This is a genomic window from [Clostridium] aerotolerans DSM 5434, assembly GCF_000687555.1.
GTDB classification, from domain to species: Bacteria; Bacillota; Clostridia; order Lachnospirales; family Lachnospiraceae; genus Lacrimispora; species Lacrimispora aerotolerans.
Window position 1 is genome coordinate 38,961 of sequence record NZ_JHWJ01000016.1, and the last position, 16,286, is coordinate 55,246.

General features: G+C 43.3%; 15 protein-coding genes. 3 read left to right on the forward strand and 12 right to left on the reverse strand.

Features of this window, described 5'->3' with window-relative positions; all coding sequences use genetic code 11:
• Window positions 1–30: 30 nt before the first annotated feature.
• Window positions 31–909: a helix-turn-helix domain-containing protein gene (locus T546_RS0118650; protein ID WP_026892932.1), complete on the forward strand. Its 879-nt coding sequence runs from the start codon at window positions 31–33 to the stop codon at window positions 907–909.
• 10 nt (window positions 910–919) lie between these two features.
• Here T546_RS0118650 and T546_RS0118655 read toward each other — a convergent pair whose 3' ends face one another.
• Entirely contained in the window at window positions 920–1,243 is a 324-nt protein-coding gene (locus tag T546_RS0118655; protein WP_034599967.1) for a branched-chain amino acid transporter permease, read from the reverse strand.
• An 8-nt stretch (window positions 1,244–1,251) separates the two neighbouring features.
• Window positions 1,252–1,983, reverse strand: a complete 732-nt coding sequence (locus tag T546_RS0118660) for an AzlC family ABC transporter permease (RefSeq protein ID WP_051629975.1) — start codon at window positions 1,981–1,983, stop codon at window positions 1,252–1,254.
• 213 nt (window positions 1,984–2,196) lie between these two features.
• Here T546_RS0118660 and T546_RS0118665 point away from each other — a divergent pair, with 213 nt between their 5' ends.
• Complete coding sequence (locus tag T546_RS0118665) at window positions 2,197–3,105, forward strand: radical SAM protein (protein WP_026892935.1); 909 nt, start codon at window positions 2,197–2,199, stop codon at window positions 3,103–3,105.
• A gap of 60 nt (window positions 3,106–3,165) precedes the next feature.
• Here T546_RS0118665 and T546_RS0118670 read toward each other — a convergent pair whose 3' ends face one another.
• The 7 genes from T546_RS0118670 to T546_RS0118700 form a co-directional block, all read right to left on the reverse strand.
• Complete coding sequence (locus T546_RS0118670; protein ID WP_026892936.1) at window positions 3,166–3,969, reverse strand: ChbG/HpnK family deacetylase; 804 nt, start codon at window positions 3,967–3,969, stop codon at window positions 3,166–3,168.
• Window position 3,970: 1 nt separating this feature from the next.
• The gene (locus T546_RS0118675) at window positions 3,971–5,152 is read right to left on the reverse strand and encodes an N-acetylglucosamine-6-phosphate deacetylase (protein WP_026892937.1); all 1,182 of its coding nucleotides are present in this window, start codon (window positions 5,150–5,152) and stop codon (window positions 3,971–3,973) included.
• Window positions 5,153–5,169: 17 nt separating this feature from the next.
• Window positions 5,170–5,988, reverse strand: coding sequence for a PTS system mannose/fructose/sorbose family transporter subunit IID (locus T546_RS0118680; protein WP_026892938.1), 819 nt, complete (start codon window positions 5,986–5,988; stop codon window positions 5,170–5,172).
• Window positions 5,988–6,794, reverse strand: a complete 807-nt coding sequence (locus T546_RS0118685) for a PTS mannose/fructose/sorbose/N-acetylgalactosamine transporter subunit IIC (protein WP_026892939.1) — start codon at window positions 6,792–6,794, stop codon at window positions 5,988–5,990. The genes T546_RS0118680 and T546_RS0118685 overlap by 1 nt, the downstream gene beginning before the upstream one ends.
• A gap of 13 nt (window positions 6,795–6,807) precedes the next feature.
• Complete coding sequence (locus T546_RS0118690; RefSeq protein ID WP_026892940.1) at window positions 6,808–7,299, reverse strand: PTS system mannose/fructose/N-acetylgalactosamine-transporter subunit IIB; 492 nt, start codon at window positions 7,297–7,299, stop codon at window positions 6,808–6,810.
• A gap of 16 nt (window positions 7,300–7,315) precedes the next feature.
• A complete protein-coding gene (locus T546_RS0118695) occupies window positions 7,316–7,723 on the reverse strand; it encodes a PTS sugar transporter subunit IIA (protein ID WP_026892941.1) in 408 nt (135 codons plus the stop codon).
• 129 nt (window positions 7,724–7,852) lie between these two features.
• The gene (locus tag T546_RS0118700) at window positions 7,853–9,829 is read right to left on the reverse strand and encodes a BglG family transcription antiterminator (protein WP_026892942.1); all 1,977 of its coding nucleotides are present in this window, start codon (window positions 9,827–9,829) and stop codon (window positions 7,853–7,855) included.
• Between the two features lie 247 nt (window positions 9,830–10,076).
• Between T546_RS0118700 and T546_RS0118705 the strand changes: the two genes are divergently transcribed.
• The gene (locus tag T546_RS0118705) at window positions 10,077–11,075 is read left to right on the forward strand and encodes a saccharopine dehydrogenase family protein (RefSeq protein WP_026892943.1); all 999 of its coding nucleotides are present in this window, start codon (window positions 10,077–10,079) and stop codon (window positions 11,073–11,075) included.
• A 58-nt stretch (window positions 11,076–11,133) separates the two neighbouring features.
• Here the strand turns inward: T546_RS0118705 and gnpA are convergent, their stop codons facing one another.
• From gnpA to T546_RS0118720, 3 genes are all read right to left on the reverse strand, one after another.
• Window positions 11,134–13,290: a 1,3-beta-galactosyl-N-acetylhexosamine phosphorylase gene (gene gnpA, locus T546_RS0118710; RefSeq protein WP_026892944.1), complete on the reverse strand. Its 2,157-nt coding sequence runs from the start codon at window positions 13,288–13,290 to the stop codon at window positions 11,134–11,136.
• A complete protein-coding gene (locus T546_RS24780) occupies window positions 13,287–14,528 on the reverse strand; it encodes a rhamnogalacturonan acetylesterase (protein WP_026892945.1) in 1,242 nt (413 codons plus the stop codon). The genes gnpA and T546_RS24780 overlap by 4 nt, the downstream gene beginning before the upstream one ends.
• A 63-nt stretch (window positions 14,529–14,591) precedes the next feature.
• Window positions 14,592–16,259, reverse strand: a complete 1,668-nt coding sequence (locus T546_RS0118720; protein WP_026892946.1) for an extracellular solute-binding protein — start codon at window positions 16,257–16,259, stop codon at window positions 14,592–14,594.
• Window positions 16,260–16,286: the final 27 nt, after the last annotated feature.

Genomic DNA, 16,286 nt, shown 5'->3' on the forward strand with positions numbered 1-16,286 from the left:
CAATATAGGAATTTCAAAAGGAGGGATTTTATGAAAAAAGAATTGTCCACCGGTTTTAATGACCGGCAGTATATGAACTCCGGAGAGTTTGAAGTGTTCTTTTATAAGGATGCCAATTTAAATCATATTGTGGATCACAGCCATCCTTATTATGAAGTGTACTTTTTTTTAAGCGGAGATGTGACTTACGATGTGGCTGGAAATCAGTATGACCTGCAATACGGCGACTATCTGCTCATACCTCCCGGCACAAAGCATCACCCTATCTTTCATTCCACGGATAAGAATTATCAGCGCTTTGTTCTCTGGATCAGCCGAAGCTATTATGAATCCATGTGCACCTGGTCTGAGGATTTTTCCTACAGCTTCCGGTATGCGGAAGAAAAAAAGAGCTACCGGTTCCGAACAGATTTTATCACCTTTCAAAACATTCAGGGGCGGCTTTTGGATCTTCTTGAGGAGCTTCATGGAAATAGAGCCTTTCATAAGCTGAACGCAGAGCTTTTAGTTCTATCCTTTCTTCTGCAGATTAATAGAATTACCTACGATATGCTCCATCAGGTTCCAGTGGCCTATGAAAATGTGCTGTATTTAAATCTCTGCGACTATATCAACAATCATCTCAGTGAAGATTTATCCCTGGACAAACTGGCTTCCTTTTTCTATTCCAGTAAATATCATATTTCCCATGTCTTTAAAGACAACATGGGAATATCCATTCATCAATACATCATTAAAAAACGGTTGAATGCAAGCAAAAATGGAATCCTTTCCGGGATTCCATTTACAGAGCTTTATCACCAATATGGATTTTCAGATTACACCAGCTTTTACCGGGCGTTTAAAAAGGAATTCGGCCTTTCCCCCAAAGAATTCAGGGAGCAAAAAGGATTGCCGGAAGGATATTAATTCCCGGCTCTTACCGGAAAATAAGCTGTGTCAGAATCATATAAAAGGCAGTTCCCGCTCCAATGCTTAAGAGGGAATTTCCTTTTATATGATGAAGGATGACAATCAGTACAACGGACAATGCCTCCGAAAGCCCATAGGGGTAAGACTGAAAAGAGACTCCCTTTAAGCAGTAGACCACCAAAAGACCAATGGTCGCATAGGGAAGCGTCTTACCAAGATAGGCTATGTATGGGGGCGTTTCCTTGCCTGCGGGAAACATGATAAAAGGCAGAAACCGTGTGATTACAGTGGCAGCCACCATGGATATTACAATAAGCAGGTATGATATCATTTCCTGATTCAAGACTGTTTCTCCTTTCTCTTTTCCCTATAATAAGCGGAAGTGATGATTCCCAGAATAAGGATCATGGCTGGTACAATAAAGCCGCTGCTTCCAAATATCTTAAGACAAATTACAGAAGCTACAATTCCTGTGACCGCCGACCAATGCCCTTTTCCAGATTTCCACTGATCTACAAATATGACCACAAACAGGGCTGTCAGTGCAAAGTCCATTCCCGCCGTATTAAATGTAATCATGCTTCCCGCAATGGCACCAAGGAAGGTTCCAGCCACCCAATAGAAGTGATCGAGAAGGGATACAAAAAAATACACCATGTATTTTGGGATGTCCTTTGGGGGTTCTTCGTTGCATAAAACGGAAAATGTTTCGTCTGTCAATGCAAAGATCAGATAAGGCTTTAATTTACCAGCCTCCCTGTATTTATCAAGCATGGATATTCCGTAAAACAAATGTCTGGCATTTAACATGAGAGACATAAAAAAAGCATACCAGGGGTTCACCAATGCCACAAAAAATGTGATTCCCAGGTACTGCAGGCTTCCGGCATATACAAAAACGCTGATTAACAGCGGCCACCAGATTCCATGACCATTGCCGCTCATAAGGATTCCGTATGCAGCTCCAAGCACCAGGTAACCTGCCATAACAGGCGCTGTTTTGGGAAATGCATAACGGAGGGCTGATAGATTGGGGGAATGTTGCTCGCAGATTTCTTCTTTGTAGCTCATAATGATATCAATGGTTCCTTTCCTTATTTTCTTTCTATGATTAAAGTAGAAAAAATTCAAAGTTTCTTATATAATTTCAAATATAGCTATCTGTTTTTTCCGTTTAAGGATTGATTTATAAAGCTAATCCCTGCTTTTTCTTATAAAGGATCAGCATAATGTTTATTATATTAACGTACAAAAGTGACTTTGTCAACAACAGGAGAACCCATTATGAATTACGACCATTTATATAAATCCTGCACCTTATGCCCAAGAAACTGTAAGGTAGACCGTAGCGCGACTACCGGTTACTGCGGCTGCTTAAGTACCATAAAGGCCGCCAGAGCCGCACTTCACCACTGGGAGGAGCCATGCATCAGCGGAACCAGAGGAAGCGGTACTGTATTTTTCTCAGGCTGTACTCTTCGGTGCTGTTTTTGTCAGAACCATTCCATCAGTCAGGAGGGGGTGGGGAAAGAGCTATCGGTAGAGGAACTTTCCCATATCTTTTTAAAGCTTCAGGAAGAAGGTGCCCACAATATTAATCTGGTCACTGCCACCCAGTATCTTCCCTCTATTCTCTCTGCCCTTGACCTGGTTAAGAATAAGCTGTCTATTCCTGTGGTCTATAACTGCGGAGGTTACGAAACAGTGGAAACGGTAAAAGCGCTGGAAGGATATGTGGATATCTGGCTTCCGGATTTAAAATACGAAAGTACGGATCTGTCCATGCGTTACAGCGGTGCTAAGGACTATTTTCAGGTTGCTAAAAAAGCAATCCTCCAGATGATTCTCCAAACAGGAGCGCCTGAGTTTGAGGAAGATGGGACCATTATGAAAAAAGGAGTCATTATACGTCATATGGTTCTTCCGGGTGCTAAGGATGATTCCATAAGACTTCTTCATTTTATGAAGGAGGAGCTTCCTGAGGGTATGTATTATATCAGCCTTTTAAGTCAGTACACTCCCTTCTTTCGCAGCAAGGACTTTCCAGAAATCAATCGGAGAATCACCTCTTATGAATACAACAAGGTTCTTGACGAAGCCATATCCCTTTCCCTTGACAAGGGCTTTATGCAGGAAAAGAGCAGTGCAAAGGAGGAGTACACACCTCCATTTGATTTGGAAGGGATTCTTTAAATCGTAAATAAGGGGTGCCGCTTTTATACGGCACCCCATGTTTTTGCTTATAACTTTTCTTTACTTATAAATAGAAGAAAAATCTACTAACTCTACGTCGTGGTCAAGAAGCCACTGTTTGACTCCCGGGTCGCATGCAGTCTGTAAATCTCTGCAACGGGCTGTGGTCAAGGATGAGTTATCCAGAATGTATGCGTCCACATATCCCGGATGCAAATGGATGATGTTGTATTCATAAGGACTGTTAAGAATTCCAAACCGGTCCTCATAGATATCTTCCGGTCTCAAACCCCTGTCCAGGATTTCCATAAACAAAGGATTTCCCGTCATAATTTCATGAACCGGATGCCATTCTTCTGTCTCCACCTCCGGCTCTGTCATACAGTGGATATGAAACTCCATGGCTGCCCGATGAAATGCAGCAGAAATATTTTTATTAATGACAGAATGGCCTTCAAAATGATTGGGATAATGGCCAGTCAATTCCCGGAAACGATTAAGCTGTGCCACCGTCTCCTTATAGCAGTCCTCCACTGTCACTACAATATCACCAATACATTTCTTATCAGAGGGATTGTCTCCCTTCCATTCATAGGAGCGGTAGAACTGCCCTTTTTCATTGACAAGACTCCTGATGTGTTCTGGTTCGCTTACTGGTCTTCCCTGAACGAAATTGGTATGAAGTACCAGGTTAGCCTTTGGCACCTCCCGTTTTGCAAGGTTTACTGCATGGGGAGCGGAAGCCATATTGCTCATCAGGGATAGGACAGTTATGATTCCTTCCTGGTATCCTTTCACCGCTCCGTAATTATAAGCCTCACTGAATCCGAAATCATCGGCAGAAACAATCAGCTTTTTCCTCATTTCACACCTCCTTTTGCCTCCATTCCCTTAGGAAATCAGGATTAAAGACAGGACCTTCTTTTGCATCGTAAACCTTTTTTCCCATGGAATAGGTGGCAATGGTATGGTACTCATCGTTTATTACCACAAAATCTGCATCTTTTAAAGCCTTCAAGGAACCTTTGTTCCTTTCAAACCCATACTTTCGGCTGGGGTTTAAGGAGAACATGGGCCATACCTTCTCCATTGGCATGTGAAGCTTTTCCACCAGATTGCCGATTCCATATAAGACCGGCTGGCTGGAGCCCATGAGTCGCCCGGTATCTGTAAGGACAAACCCCTCTTTGGATACGTGAATGGTCATTCCTTCTTCAAATCCACGATAGCTGCCTTCAGGTGCACCGGAAAATGGAGTACAGTCGGATATCATCATAAAATGCTCTGTTGACTTTATCCGGAAGAAAATTTCCAGCATTTCCAGGGAGATATGCATGCCGTCGCAAATCACTTCACAATCCACTTGGTCATTTAGAAGAGCTGCTCCAAGGCCGCCCACGTCTCTGTGGTGCAGTCCGGTCATAACATTGCCTGTATGGGTGGAAACGGAGAAGCCATTTTCATAGGCTCTCTTTGCTTCTTCATAATTACTGTCACTGTGGGCCATGGCCAGTACCACTCCCTGGTTTAAAAAATATTCTGTCAAAGGAGCAATTCCCGGTATCTCCGGGGCCATGGCTACCAGCTTTAAAAGTCCCTGTCCATGAGAAACCATTTGCTTTGCTGTCTCTAAGGAGACCTCCGGCCAGCCGGTTCGCACTCCTTTTTCTCCGGTCCGGTTTAACCAGGGGCCTTCACTGTGAATGCCAAGAATGGAGGCCCCCTCATAATGTTCTTTTGCTGCCCTTGCAACGGCGGCAATGGCAGCTCGTTCTGCGGTGGGAAACACATTGGTGATTCCCTGGGAAGCACAGCCTTTTAGATAGCCTTTGATTTCTTCCTGGGTTACGTCGCCAGAGAGACCAAAGCCGCAGGTTCCATGATTATGGGTATCGAAGATTCCTGGAATGATACGCATATCCCCATAATCTATGACTTCCTGATTATCTGTACGGGGCAAGAATTCCTTTATGATTCCATCTTCCACTACCAGAAACCCATCTTTTAAGCCGTCTTCCATGTAGATTCGTTTCGATTTTACAATCATGTTTCATCCTCTCCCTTTTAGAATATTCCAATAAAGGCTCCAATAAAGGCAAAGGCAAAGATTCCAACAATCAGCTGTACCGGGCGTCTGCCCTTTTTAATCAGTCGCATCAGGAATAATACAAGAATGATGCTCAAAATACCAGGAAAGATGGAGTTTAATACATCTAAGATCACCACAGAGGTCTTTCCCATCTGAATGGTCCAGTTAAGAGGAACATTAACAATGCCTGCCGTCATCGCTCCCACCATGGTAACTCCCAGAATAGATGCTGATTTTCTAAGAGCCGGCATGAGTCCGGAGCTGAATATCTTATCAATAAATGAAGTTCCGTAAATATAACCGTATCTGACACCAAAGTATTTTAAAATTGACTGGGTGATTCCATACAGGAAGATAAATATGGGGACTCCCAAAAAGTTTCCCTGGGAACAGAGTCCGATGGCAACGCCTGCTGCAATGATTCTTAAGCAGTTAAAGAACAAGGAATCGAACATGCCTGCCGTAGGTCCCATTAAAGCTGCCTTAATGCTTTCAATGGTCTTTGCATCAACGGATTGTTTCTCCTTGTGCTCCTTTTCCATGGCATAGGATAGTCCTGCGATAAAGGAAAATGGAACAGCGTGTGTATTAAAAAAGTTCTGATGTCTGGCATAAGCCTCTTTTTTTCCTTCCTCATCGCCTTCGTAGGTTTTCTCGATGGCTGGCTGCATGGTGGCGGTAAAGCCATTGGCCTCCATCTTGGTCATATTAAAGGACAAAAAGGTCAAATGAGAACGGATAAACATAGATTTTAAGACTTTCTTTTCTTCAATGCTTAAATTTTTCTTTTCCATTAGAAAAAATCCTCCTCATCGTCTGATGGCTTCTGTTCCGATGCCACCATGGAATTTTTAACATCAATCAATTGCTTTTCGTAGAAGAACATGGTAATTGCAATGGCTCCTCCAATGATTGCGATGGATAAGGAATCCATTTTAAGGATTTTAGCCATTACATATCCAACAAAGAAGAAGCTGGCTACGTCTTTGGACCAGATCATGGAGATTAGGATGGCAAATCCAACTGCCACCATCATGCTGGAAGCTGCGGTTAAACCAGTCATGACAAATGGAGGAAGTGCTGCAAGGGCACTATTTAAACCAGTAACTCCAAAAGCGATTCCCAAAAAGATGATGATTACATTGGGAAGGGGATAGATTAAGCCGGAAAAGATTAAGTTCTGTGTAAGGAACTTTCCAGGCTTTCCGGATACGGCAAGCTTTTCCCAATAAGGAGCCAGTGCAGAGCTAAAGGATAGGACGATGCTTGACAAGGAGGCCATAACGGTTCCAATAGGAAGTGCAATGGCAAGGCCTGTTTCCACATCAGAGCCGGTCAAAACGGTATAACATACTGCCACGATACTGGCGGAAAGCGCATCTGCCGGAACAGAACCTCCGATGGCTGAAATTCCCATGAAGATAGATTCCAGAGAAGCTCCCATGATAATGCCCGTTTGAAAATCACCTAACAGCAGGCCGAGAATGGGGGCAACCACAATGGGACGATTTAAACACTGCCAGGAAAGAATATAGGGATCTAATACAAAAAAGATCCAATAGGTCAGAGTACCAATGAGTGCAACTGTTAATACGGACATAATTCACTCCTCCTTATTCCAATATTTTTGATAGTTCCTCCGGAGCATCATCCGGAACCGTCTGGTAATTACATTTGATACCGGTTTCTATTACTTTCTTTAATACAGCAACCTCTTCGTCGTAGGCGTATAAGTTTTTCCGGTAGGATTTTCTTGGTTCTGCATTGATCTTTGCTGCTACCCTGCCGTAATTTCCTACATTCACAAGGGGGATATCAGGTACTTGCGTAACAATCCGAAAGAGGTCTGAAGGAGTGCTGACAATGATCAGTATCTTATGCTCCGCTGCCTTTGGATTTTTAAGAAGTTCAATGGAAGAATTCACATCCTTAATGGCTGTTTTCGCCGTACTGGGGGCTGCCATCATCAGGGATTTTTGAATCAGCGGATTGTTTGCCGCCTCATCGTTGGCTACAATGATCCGGTCCACTTCTGTGTGTCTTGACCACTTGATTGCCACCTGTCCGTGTATCATTCGTTCATCAAGTCTTACCATAACAATCATGTTTTTCACGCTCCTTCTAAAAAAAGTCATCCTCTGGTGTCTTATCATCCTGCTCCAAATGAACGATACAAAGCATTTCCCGGCTCTGCTCAATCAATTGGTTTAATTCCTCTTCTGTGACGGAGTCTCTGCCCATGAGTCCAATTAAAAATGCCAGATTCGCTCCTGCCACAAGAGTGGTATTGGGTCGATGCAGATGCATGCTCATGGCCTGGTTGACACTGCTTCCATAAAGATCGGAAATCAGAAGAACCTGCTCTCCTTCCTTTACTGTTTCAAAAAACAATTCCAGTTGTTCCTGTACGGAATTTTCATCTACATATGCATCAAATACTGTAATATTTTCACAGTTCCCATAGAGTATTTCCAGGGAACTCTTTAATCCGCTAGCTAAATGGCCATGAGACGATAAGAATATTTTCATATGCTCTCTCCTCCTTTGATACGTTTATTATAATACGGATGCTGCATTTTTTCCATGTCGGTATTTGTTTGTAAAAAGTGAAAAGCACTAATTCTGCTTCGAATTAGTGCAAATATTTGCATAGATCTATTATTCACTTTTTATACAGGTTTCAATCATTTCCAAAAGAACCGGGCGGCCCCTGTCGGAAAAAGCCTTCATGCTTCTATAGTCAGAAAAAAGCTGGCGCAAGCAGTTCTCCATTGCCTTTACTTTCTTCCAGTCATTGTTCCAGTCAATGGATAAAAGAAGGAGGAATTCAATCTCCTTCCCTTTCCAGGTTCCAGGGGACTGTAGACAATATAATTCCATGCAGTCCTCTTTGCATAGGGAAAAAGGAAGATATAATACGGCAAGTCTGGCAGGAAATTGTTGCCCGGAGTCGTAACGGCTGATGGTTTTTAAATGCTTTAACACTTCCTCCCGCTCTTTCGCTGTTTTTCCATGACGAAAAGATAAAAACTGAAGAAACTGAAGTTCATCCGTATAGTGATAGTTTTTATTTATTTCAATCTGACTCTCCGGTAAGACCAGATCATCCGTCTGAAAGGCTTTAATCAGGCTCCGGTTAAATAAGATATCCATCTCTTTTTCGCTGCTTAAGGTGTGGATGACACAGCATGGCAGATCATAATGATAGGCAAGCTCTGTGGTATCCGTAAGGACTACATCGTATTCCTCCTGATTCATCCCTCTGATCTCATATAATTCTACGATTGTAAAAGACTCTATCAAAGGCTTGTACCTTTTTAAAATCCTTTTTATGATAATTTCATTCAGTCCAAGACCATTGGAATTAACCAAAAGCAGCTTCTGCCCCTTAATCTCATATTCCGCAAGTGAAGCCATCTTAAATACAAAAGATGCCAATCTGGAATAAAAGGATGTAGAAAGAGAAATCTGAAATCTCTCTTTTAAAAATTCCGACGCAATGGAGGCTATGGCACAGGACACCGGGCTTTTAAAGGCCTGATTTTCATAATCATACCAGAACCGGTCAATGCTTTCTAAGCCAAAGTGAATGTGGATGATGAGTGAAATAAGTAGACTTATCAATTCCTTTTTCGCCCATGGCTGAGCGAAAAAATCCAGTCTGCACGTATCCCTTATCACATCACACAGCTCTTCATATATAAGGCTTGCCTCTCCATAATAAGAGGCGTACTCTATCTCCGGATGATCCACGTTCCACATATCCCTGCAGGCCATTAAATAGACGGCCAAAAATATGGTCTCCTCTTCCACAAGGTCATACCCCTCAAACTGAGCCCTGAGATTTTCATAGATCTTGCCTGCCAGACAATATTCTTTGGAATCTTTTATCTCTCCCTTCCACTGTGACGGCAGCTTAAGCCGGTAGCCTGCCTGGCAGCGGTTTCTTACGATAATAAAATAAATGGCAAGGCGCTGAGTGTTGACATCCGATATCTTGATTTCCGTTTCCCGCAGTGTCTTTAAAAATACGTGGCGAATGTCCTGCCTCTCCTCATAATCACAGGTGGTCCATTTGGCATAATCCATTCCTGCGTTATCTAAAAGCACCTTATGAAAATGTACTGCAAAGAGCTCTGTCATGGCAAGTCTCATGTGATATTCTGTTCCAAATGCCCGAATGCCAAGGCCCGGTTTGCTTTCTGTTTCCAGATGATAGCTTTTTAAAAAGTTCATCACATGATTGACCGCTTCCCGTATGGCGCTTCTTGATAAGTAAAGTTCATTTGCGATGTCTTCCAGTCTGGAAAAACGTGAGGAGGAAACCAGCTTTCTTGCAATATAAAGAAACCTGGCATTGTCGTCGGAGCCGAAGTTATTGGCAAGACTGGATTGAAATCCGATGGGCTCTAAATAGCGTTGAAACAACTCCTGGTCAATAACATGTAGGGAGTAGCCTTCATTCCGCTTTGCAATGAGCTCGGCTCCAATGCTTCTAAGATGTTCTCTGACCTCGGTCATCTCATATTTTATGGTACGGGAACTGACTGACAGTCGTTTCGCCAGTTCATCGGTCGTCAGCGGCCTGTCGCTGACAGCCAGTTGGTATATAATGCTTTCCTGTCTGCGCTTCATTTTAATTCCCCCTGTTTGCCCCTATTATATCAGAAATTCCAAGGTGGTGCTTCCTGTTTTTTAAAGCTTTTTTTATCTGTTACAATATTAGGAATGTTATAGTATAATGAACTTATAATAAAACTACACCAACCAGATTGATTCTCTGATCCATGGGAATCATAAAAGTATATGCGATTACACGATAACAGACGTATTCCTGTGTTGTGGTTTAAAAACAAAATTGAAAGGAGACTGATACATTCCTATGAGAGATAAAATAATGATCGTGGGAGGTCATGGCCAGGTGGGCCAATATATTTCCCGGGCCTTAAACGGCGAAAACCTTGTGCTGGCTGGACGAAGCCAGGAAAAAATTGCTGCTTTCTTAAAAACCAGTCACATCAATGCAGAAATCCGGGTCCTGGACATTCACAATCCGGACTGGACACTTCTTGAGGATATCAGAGCCCTGATTGTATGTGTGGACCAGACAGACACAAAGCTGATTCAATACTGCAACAAAAATGATATGGCCTATATGGATGTCACCGCTAACTCTGATTTTATACAAAAGGTCTATGAATTAAACATTGACCGGGCTTCCATTGTTCTTGGAATCGGCCTGGCTCCTGGAATTACCAATCTCCTGGCCCATGAGCTCACCAAAAAGCTGACTCCTCCTGCCGAAGTGCGGCTTCACGTAGTTCTTGGTATGGGGGACAAGCACGGAGATGAAGCCATTTCCTGGACGCTAAAGCAGTTTATCACTCCCTATGCCCACAAAAAATACAGCCAGCTAAAACCGCTTTCCCTGGCTTCTTCTACCAGATACAAAAACAAGCAGCTGCCAACCTACAATTTTAATTTTGTAGATCAGCACATGTTAAACAGAAACAGGGAAGATTTCGTTTACACCACATACTTGGGATTTGATGTGGCCTTTTTAAGTCGGCTCCTCCATCTTATGCAAAAAGTAAACGTAATGGGGGTATTCAAATGGCCCTTCCTTCAGTCCGGGATTAGAAAGATGATGAAAAAGCCATTTATGGGCTCTGATATGTTCATGGCGGCAGCAGAAGCCCAGGGGAAAGCCTTAAAAGTGGTGGGAAAAGATGAAGCTAAATTTACCGGGCTTGTGGCAGCAGAAGTTGCAAAGGTTCTGGCAAGCACCAAGCTAAGACCAGGCTTACTTGGAATTGAAGATGTGGTCACCTTAGATCAGCTCAGTAAGGCAATTGGCTTTAAGATAATTAAAAGAGAATAGAAAAAAGAAAGCAAAGAATAAGGCGACTCTCTTTGCTTTCTTTTTATTTACCCGCTGCTTACAGCTCGATCACCGCTGTATCAAATGGCTCCAGTCTTATTTCTGAAATACCATCCTCAGTTTTAATACAGGTGTTTTGCACTAAAGCACTGTTGTTGATGACGACCAGCTTTCTACTGTTAGGATACCAGGCACATTCCGTTTGAGGATTATCTGTCAGATACTTTTGATCCAGCTCCATCTTTCGTCCCAGGAGCATGAGATTTAAGAGCAGCCTTGTGTTCTCATTGGTCACCTGGAAGCTGCTTAAAAAGATGCCGCAGCCCTTTCCAAAGGCATGATATGTAATCAGCGGCTGCTTATCCTTAGCCGCCAGCACTCTGGTGTCCAAATCAGTCAGGTAAAGATTGGTTCCTTCTTTTATCCTGGCTCCATCAGGAATCAGTCCTGGTATTTCTTCTTTTATAAAATCATATCGGCCATGACATACTCTGGCACCTGTGTCCTTATCAAGCCCCAGAACATGAGACATACGTAAGAAGGTGTGATATCCCTCTATGGCAGATGGCTCATTGACTCCAAGGAATACTCCTCCCTGAGAGACAAAGCCGGATAAGGCTTCCACAATACCAGCATCGGACCATGCCTCGCCGCCGCTCCAGGCTGTGCCTGCTGCACCTGCATTGATGACTACATCAATATTCTTTAGTGCGCCTTGTCTGATATCATCAAAGTTAATAAAATCCACCGTAACAGGAAGGCCGGATAAGGCTTCATTGATATGAATTAAATCATGCATAAAGGTTTCATGAAAATGGCCGGATAAGGTCCAGGACCTGAGTTTTCCCCAGGAATGAAGGACTGCTACCCGGATTGGCAGGCAGTATACCTCTCCATCCTCATGAAAGGATTTAAGGCTTCTAAATTCATCAGCCACCTTTTCCATGTAGCTGCAAAAATCCGGATAACCTTCCACCAGATGAAGATATCCGCCGAGACCAATTCGGTCGATCTTTTCCCGCAACAGGGCACGTCGTACCCGAATCCAGTATTCTTTTGCATCCCTCACAGGATCTCCCCCTTCACAGAAGGTTGGAGCACCGCCAAGACCAACGGGAAAGAGGTAGGGGTGAAGCCTTAGCTCATGGGTGTCAACAAGAGCGCCTGCACACAGTCTTGCTTCATAGCCGGAGAATACACATTTAATGAGTCCGTCAAAGCCAAACTCTTTAAATCGACTGCCATAGGGCTCCAGGCCGATCCAGCTGTCATCGTAAAATACATAAGCCTTTTTATGATAGGTATGGACCAGCTCTACAAGCTCTTTTCCGAATTCCACTACAAACTTATTTACAAAATCCATATAATCAAGCTGGTGTTTGGAAGGCGGCATATGAGTCACATGGAATTTTCCCTGATTAATAAAATCCTCTGCGGTCAGAGCATAGCCATATTCCGTTTCAAACTCCATGAGCGCTCTGGGACTTACGGTAAAATCATAGGAGCCCCAATCGCTGAACAGATTCCGTTTTCGATCACTGCTTCCCCACATCCAAACAAAATTATAAAAGAGCGAGGTAAATCGAACTACGGTTGTAGAGGGATGTTCTTCACACCATGTTTTAAGCCATTGGTATAAATAATTCCTGGTCTCTTCATGTCTTGGGTCCAGGGGCATAAGATGCTCTTTCTCCCAGTGATTTGTTACATGGTTATACATGGATATCTCTTCCCATATCCGGTATGCCAGGAAGCTGACCGTATACTGATGAAAAGGAAGGACGCTATTAATCTCTACTTCTTTTGTTTCAGGACGATAGGACCATAAATCATGAGGCATCTCCTCATTGACGGTGCGGTCATAAACCTGCCAGTATTTCATGGAATCAGAAGTTTCGTTGATCTGAAACTGATCCTCATAAAAATCTTCCATCAACGGAATTCTTAATTGGCCTTTGAATGCCACCCTTGGCTCCGTGACCAGAAAGGTCTGCTGAAGATGTTCTGTATGGGAACTTGCCCATTCATTGTGATCACGAATCAGACAGATGGTAGAATAAATTCCGTAGCCAGCTTCTGTTATCTCATCGGATAGGGCAGTTCCGTCACTATCACGGATCACATCCGCTCCCCAGCGGTCCGCCAGGGTAAGGGTCAGTTCTTCATAGCCGGATTCTCCCGGAAGGGTAAAGCTTCCTCTCTTTGTCTCTCTCATAAATGTTCTCCTTTTTCATATGATAACCAGGCATTCCCCCTGGAGGGTACCCATACCGGTAATTCCCTCCCCAAAGCAGATATTACACCTAAATTAAGCAGCTCTTTCCAAACGTAACCAGCCATATGAAAAGCCCCATAATCATTGGTGTGTGTATAATCAAGTGGATAGAACCATTGTTTGGCTCCTTCCATTCCATGTTCCTTCATAAGCTCCATGCTCTTTCCATGAAGGTCAACAACTGGAACGCCCAAGATTGTTCCAAGGTTTATAACTTCTTCTGCATAATCTTTTAGCAGATCATTATAAGTAGTTCCATTGTCGATCCAGCTATTTCTCGCAAGAGGTGTGACAAGTACGGGTAAGGCTTCCTTTTCCTGTATCTCCTTCACAAATTCCATTAGATTTTTACGGTATCCGCCGTCTGCTTTTAGATGGTCAAGCTTCTGGTCGTTATGACCAAACTGGAACAGGCAGATATCTCCTTTGCTGATTCCTTCCATCATGATCTCATGATGGCCCTCCGCCCGAAAGCTTTCTGTGGTCAGACCGGAATGGGCATGATTGGATACTGTATACTCTCCTTCTAAATAAGCATGCAGCATCTGCCCCCAGCCACCGTAGCAGACATTGGGAGCATATGGATACTCTCCGGTTTGGTCTGTTAATGTGGAGTCTCCGGCAAGGAATATTGTTTTTCCAATCCAAGGCTCTACCTTCAGTTTTTTTATACGAACAGACCTGCTGATGACCGATATTTTTACTCCCTGATCCGGGAACCGTTCTGTCTGTCCTCTGGGTATAAAGTCACAGACCGATACAGGAAATGCTCCGTTCCATTCTTCCATTACCTTAAGGCTTCCCTGATAGACCAGCTGCCTCCTCCCAACGAAAACCAGGACCTCAGGTTCTTCTTCCCCTGCGCACAGAGTGACAGACAGGAGATAATTCCCCTGAGTCTTAACACTGGCCTGAAAGGATAAGGGAATATCTCCATACGTTGATTTAGAATCCACGTAGCAACCCAATTTATCCTGCTTGATTCTAATTTCTTCCCCAAAGCCAGCAGATGGAACAAAACCAGTATTAATCTCAGGCAGGCTGAAAGAAAGAGAGGAACCATGAGATTTCTCTGTAAAAAACCCATACTCAGAACCAGGCATATAAATCTCGTCTGGCTTTACAAGAATTCCATCCTTACCCTTTTGTTCTGTTTGATGAAACAAATATTCTGTCATAGAAAACTCCCATTTTGTTTTTAAGAAAGGGCTGCTGCCAGATCTGCAACAGCCCTCACATTCTTATTGCGCAATAAAGTCTCCGGAATCAATCAGCTTCTGCTTTTCATCAAGAATTTCCTGATATCCGTTGTCTAAATATTCCTTACAATACTTTTCATACTTGGCATCCAGCTCTTCTGGTTTACAGGTGATCATATCCACATAGAACTCCTGCCACATGGCTGTTAAATCTGCTGCATACTCTCCAGTGGATTCAACGCTCTTTGTAAAGATCGGGCTGATCAGTCCATACTGCTCCACTTCTTTTGTATAATCATAGGACTGCTTTACTAGATCCTCGTATCCGGCTGGGGCAAGGGTTCTGATATTTGCTTTCAGATTTTTCTCTTCGTCCCCGTAATCCGCCATTTCCGTTACCAGACACCAGTAGTCTTTGTTATTGTTATTGGAAAGCTTGCTTTCTCCTTTAAAATCCTTGACGGGTTCTGCAATTCCATCGGAATCCAGGGTATAATTAGCTCCCTCCACACCATTTTGCAGGAAGAAAAGATTATCAGGCTGTGACATCCAGTTTAAGAACATAAAGACTGCTGCTCTTTGCTTTTCGTCTGTCTTTGAGTTGATACCCATAATCATTCCGTAGGGCGGGTATTTATAATAGTAGGCGTGACTGTCCTTTGGTACACCAGCGGTTGGACTGATGACTGAAACCTCTGCTTTTGGATCGTTGGCCTTTAAGCTATTTATTACATCTGTATTGGCAGAAATATAAAAAGAGTAGGTTCCCACATTACCGGCCACGAAGTCTGCCTTCCATGCTGCATCATCCGTATTTAAGTAAAATTCCGGGTCAAGGATTCCGTCATTGAATTCCTGGTTTCTCGCTTTTAGATAATCCTTGGTCGCACTCCAGGTAAGAGGTGCCACATTTAAGTCAAGATACAGGTTTAAATCCTTTTTATCTGGTGATGAACCGATAAATGGATATTCGTAGGTGTAGCTCTTATTAATGATCTGGTCTCCCAGTTTACCAAGACCAGCTTCCTTCCAGGCCTTAGCCGCCTCCTGAAGTTCCTCTCTTGTTGTTGGCTTTTCTTTTCCTACCTGATCCAGCCAATCCTGACGGATGAGAGTGACCCAGTTGTAATAGATGGGATTACGCTCTGCAAAAAAGAAGGTATTCTTTCCATCTAATTTTCCGTATGTATTGATGTTTTTTTCGGCTTTCTTATAATAGTCAGGAGCATAATATTTCATCTCCTCTAAATTAAGCTCCTGCATGGCGCCCTCAGAATTATAGTTCACTGCCTGGGGCATATCGTAATGATAAATGATATCAGGTGCGTTACCAGCAGCAATCATCTGCATATAATCTGCAATCTCATTCTGCCGGTTAATGGCCACATACTGAACCGTTACATTGTATTTTTCGCCAAATTCTTTCTGAATCCAGCGAGTGTAATAATTATTGGCCGGATCCCAGCCTTCAAAGCCTCTGTCATATACCGGGATTTTTATGGTCACATTTTCAGGAAATCCTTTGGAATAATCGGTGAATCCATTGCCCTCCGTCTTTGATGCTTCTGTCTGGTTCCCCTCTTCTTTTTTGTCATTTGCCGTAGTAGCAGAAACCTTGACTTTTGCGCCACATCCTGACAGAACCCCCGCTGCCATCATGGATGCAAGACCAAAGGCTGCTGCCCGTTTGAAACCCTTCCCTTTTCTCATGAATATCCTCCTTTTCATTTTGTTCCA

Coding starts and splice junctions, on each gene's coding strand:
- T546_RS0118660 (WP_051629975.1), bottom strand. CDS start 1,983: ATGAGCTACAAAGAAGAAATCTGCGAGCAACATTCCCCCAATCTATCA.
- T546_RS0118720 (WP_026892946.1), bottom strand. CDS start 16,259: ATGAGAAAAGGGAAGGGTTTCAAACGGGCAGCAGCCTTTGGTCTTGCA.
- T546_RS0118655 (WP_034599967.1), bottom strand. CDS start 1,243: ATGATATCATACCTGCTTATTGTAATATCCATGGTGGCTGCCACTGTA.
- T546_RS24780 (WP_026892945.1), bottom strand. CDS start 14,528: ATGACAGAATATTTGTTTCATCAAACAGAACAAAAGGGTAAGGATGGA.
- T546_RS0118650 (WP_026892932.1), top strand. CDS start 31: ATGAAAAAAGAATTGTCCACCGGTTTTAATGACCGGCAGTATATGAAC.
- T546_RS0118700 (WP_026892942.1), bottom strand. CDS start 9,829: ATGAAGCGCAGACAGGAAAGCATTATATACCAACTGGCTGTCAGCGAC.
- T546_RS0118685 (WP_026892939.1), bottom strand. CDS start 6,794: ATGTCCGTATTAACAGTTGCACTCATTGGTACTCTGACCTATTGGATC.
- T546_RS0118705 (WP_026892943.1), top strand. CDS start 10,077: ATGAGAGATAAAATAATGATCGTGGGAGGTCATGGCCAGGTGGGCCAA.
- T546_RS0118670 (WP_026892936.1), bottom strand. CDS start 3,969: ATGAGGAAAAAGCTGATTGTTTCTGCCGATGATTTCGGATTCAGTGAG.
- T546_RS0118690 (WP_026892940.1), bottom strand. CDS start 7,299: ATGATTGTTATGGTAAGACTTGATGAACGAATGATACACGGACAGGTG.
- T546_RS0118675 (WP_026892937.1), bottom strand. CDS start 5,152: ATGATTGTAAAATCGAAACGAATCTACATGGAAGACGGCTTAAAAGAT.
- T546_RS0118695 (WP_026892941.1), bottom strand. CDS start 7,723: ATGAAAATATTCTTATCGTCTCATGGCCATTTAGCTAGCGGATTAAAG.
- T546_RS0118680 (WP_026892938.1), bottom strand. CDS start 5,988: ATGGAAAAGAAAAATTTAAGCATTGAAGAAAAGAAAGTCTTAAAATCT.
- gnpA (WP_026892944.1), bottom strand. CDS start 13,290: ATGAGAGAGACAAAGAGAGGAAGCTTTACCCTTCCGGGAGAATCCGGC.
- T546_RS0118665 (WP_026892935.1), top strand. CDS start 2,197: ATGAATTACGACCATTTATATAAATCCTGCACCTTATGCCCAAGAAAC.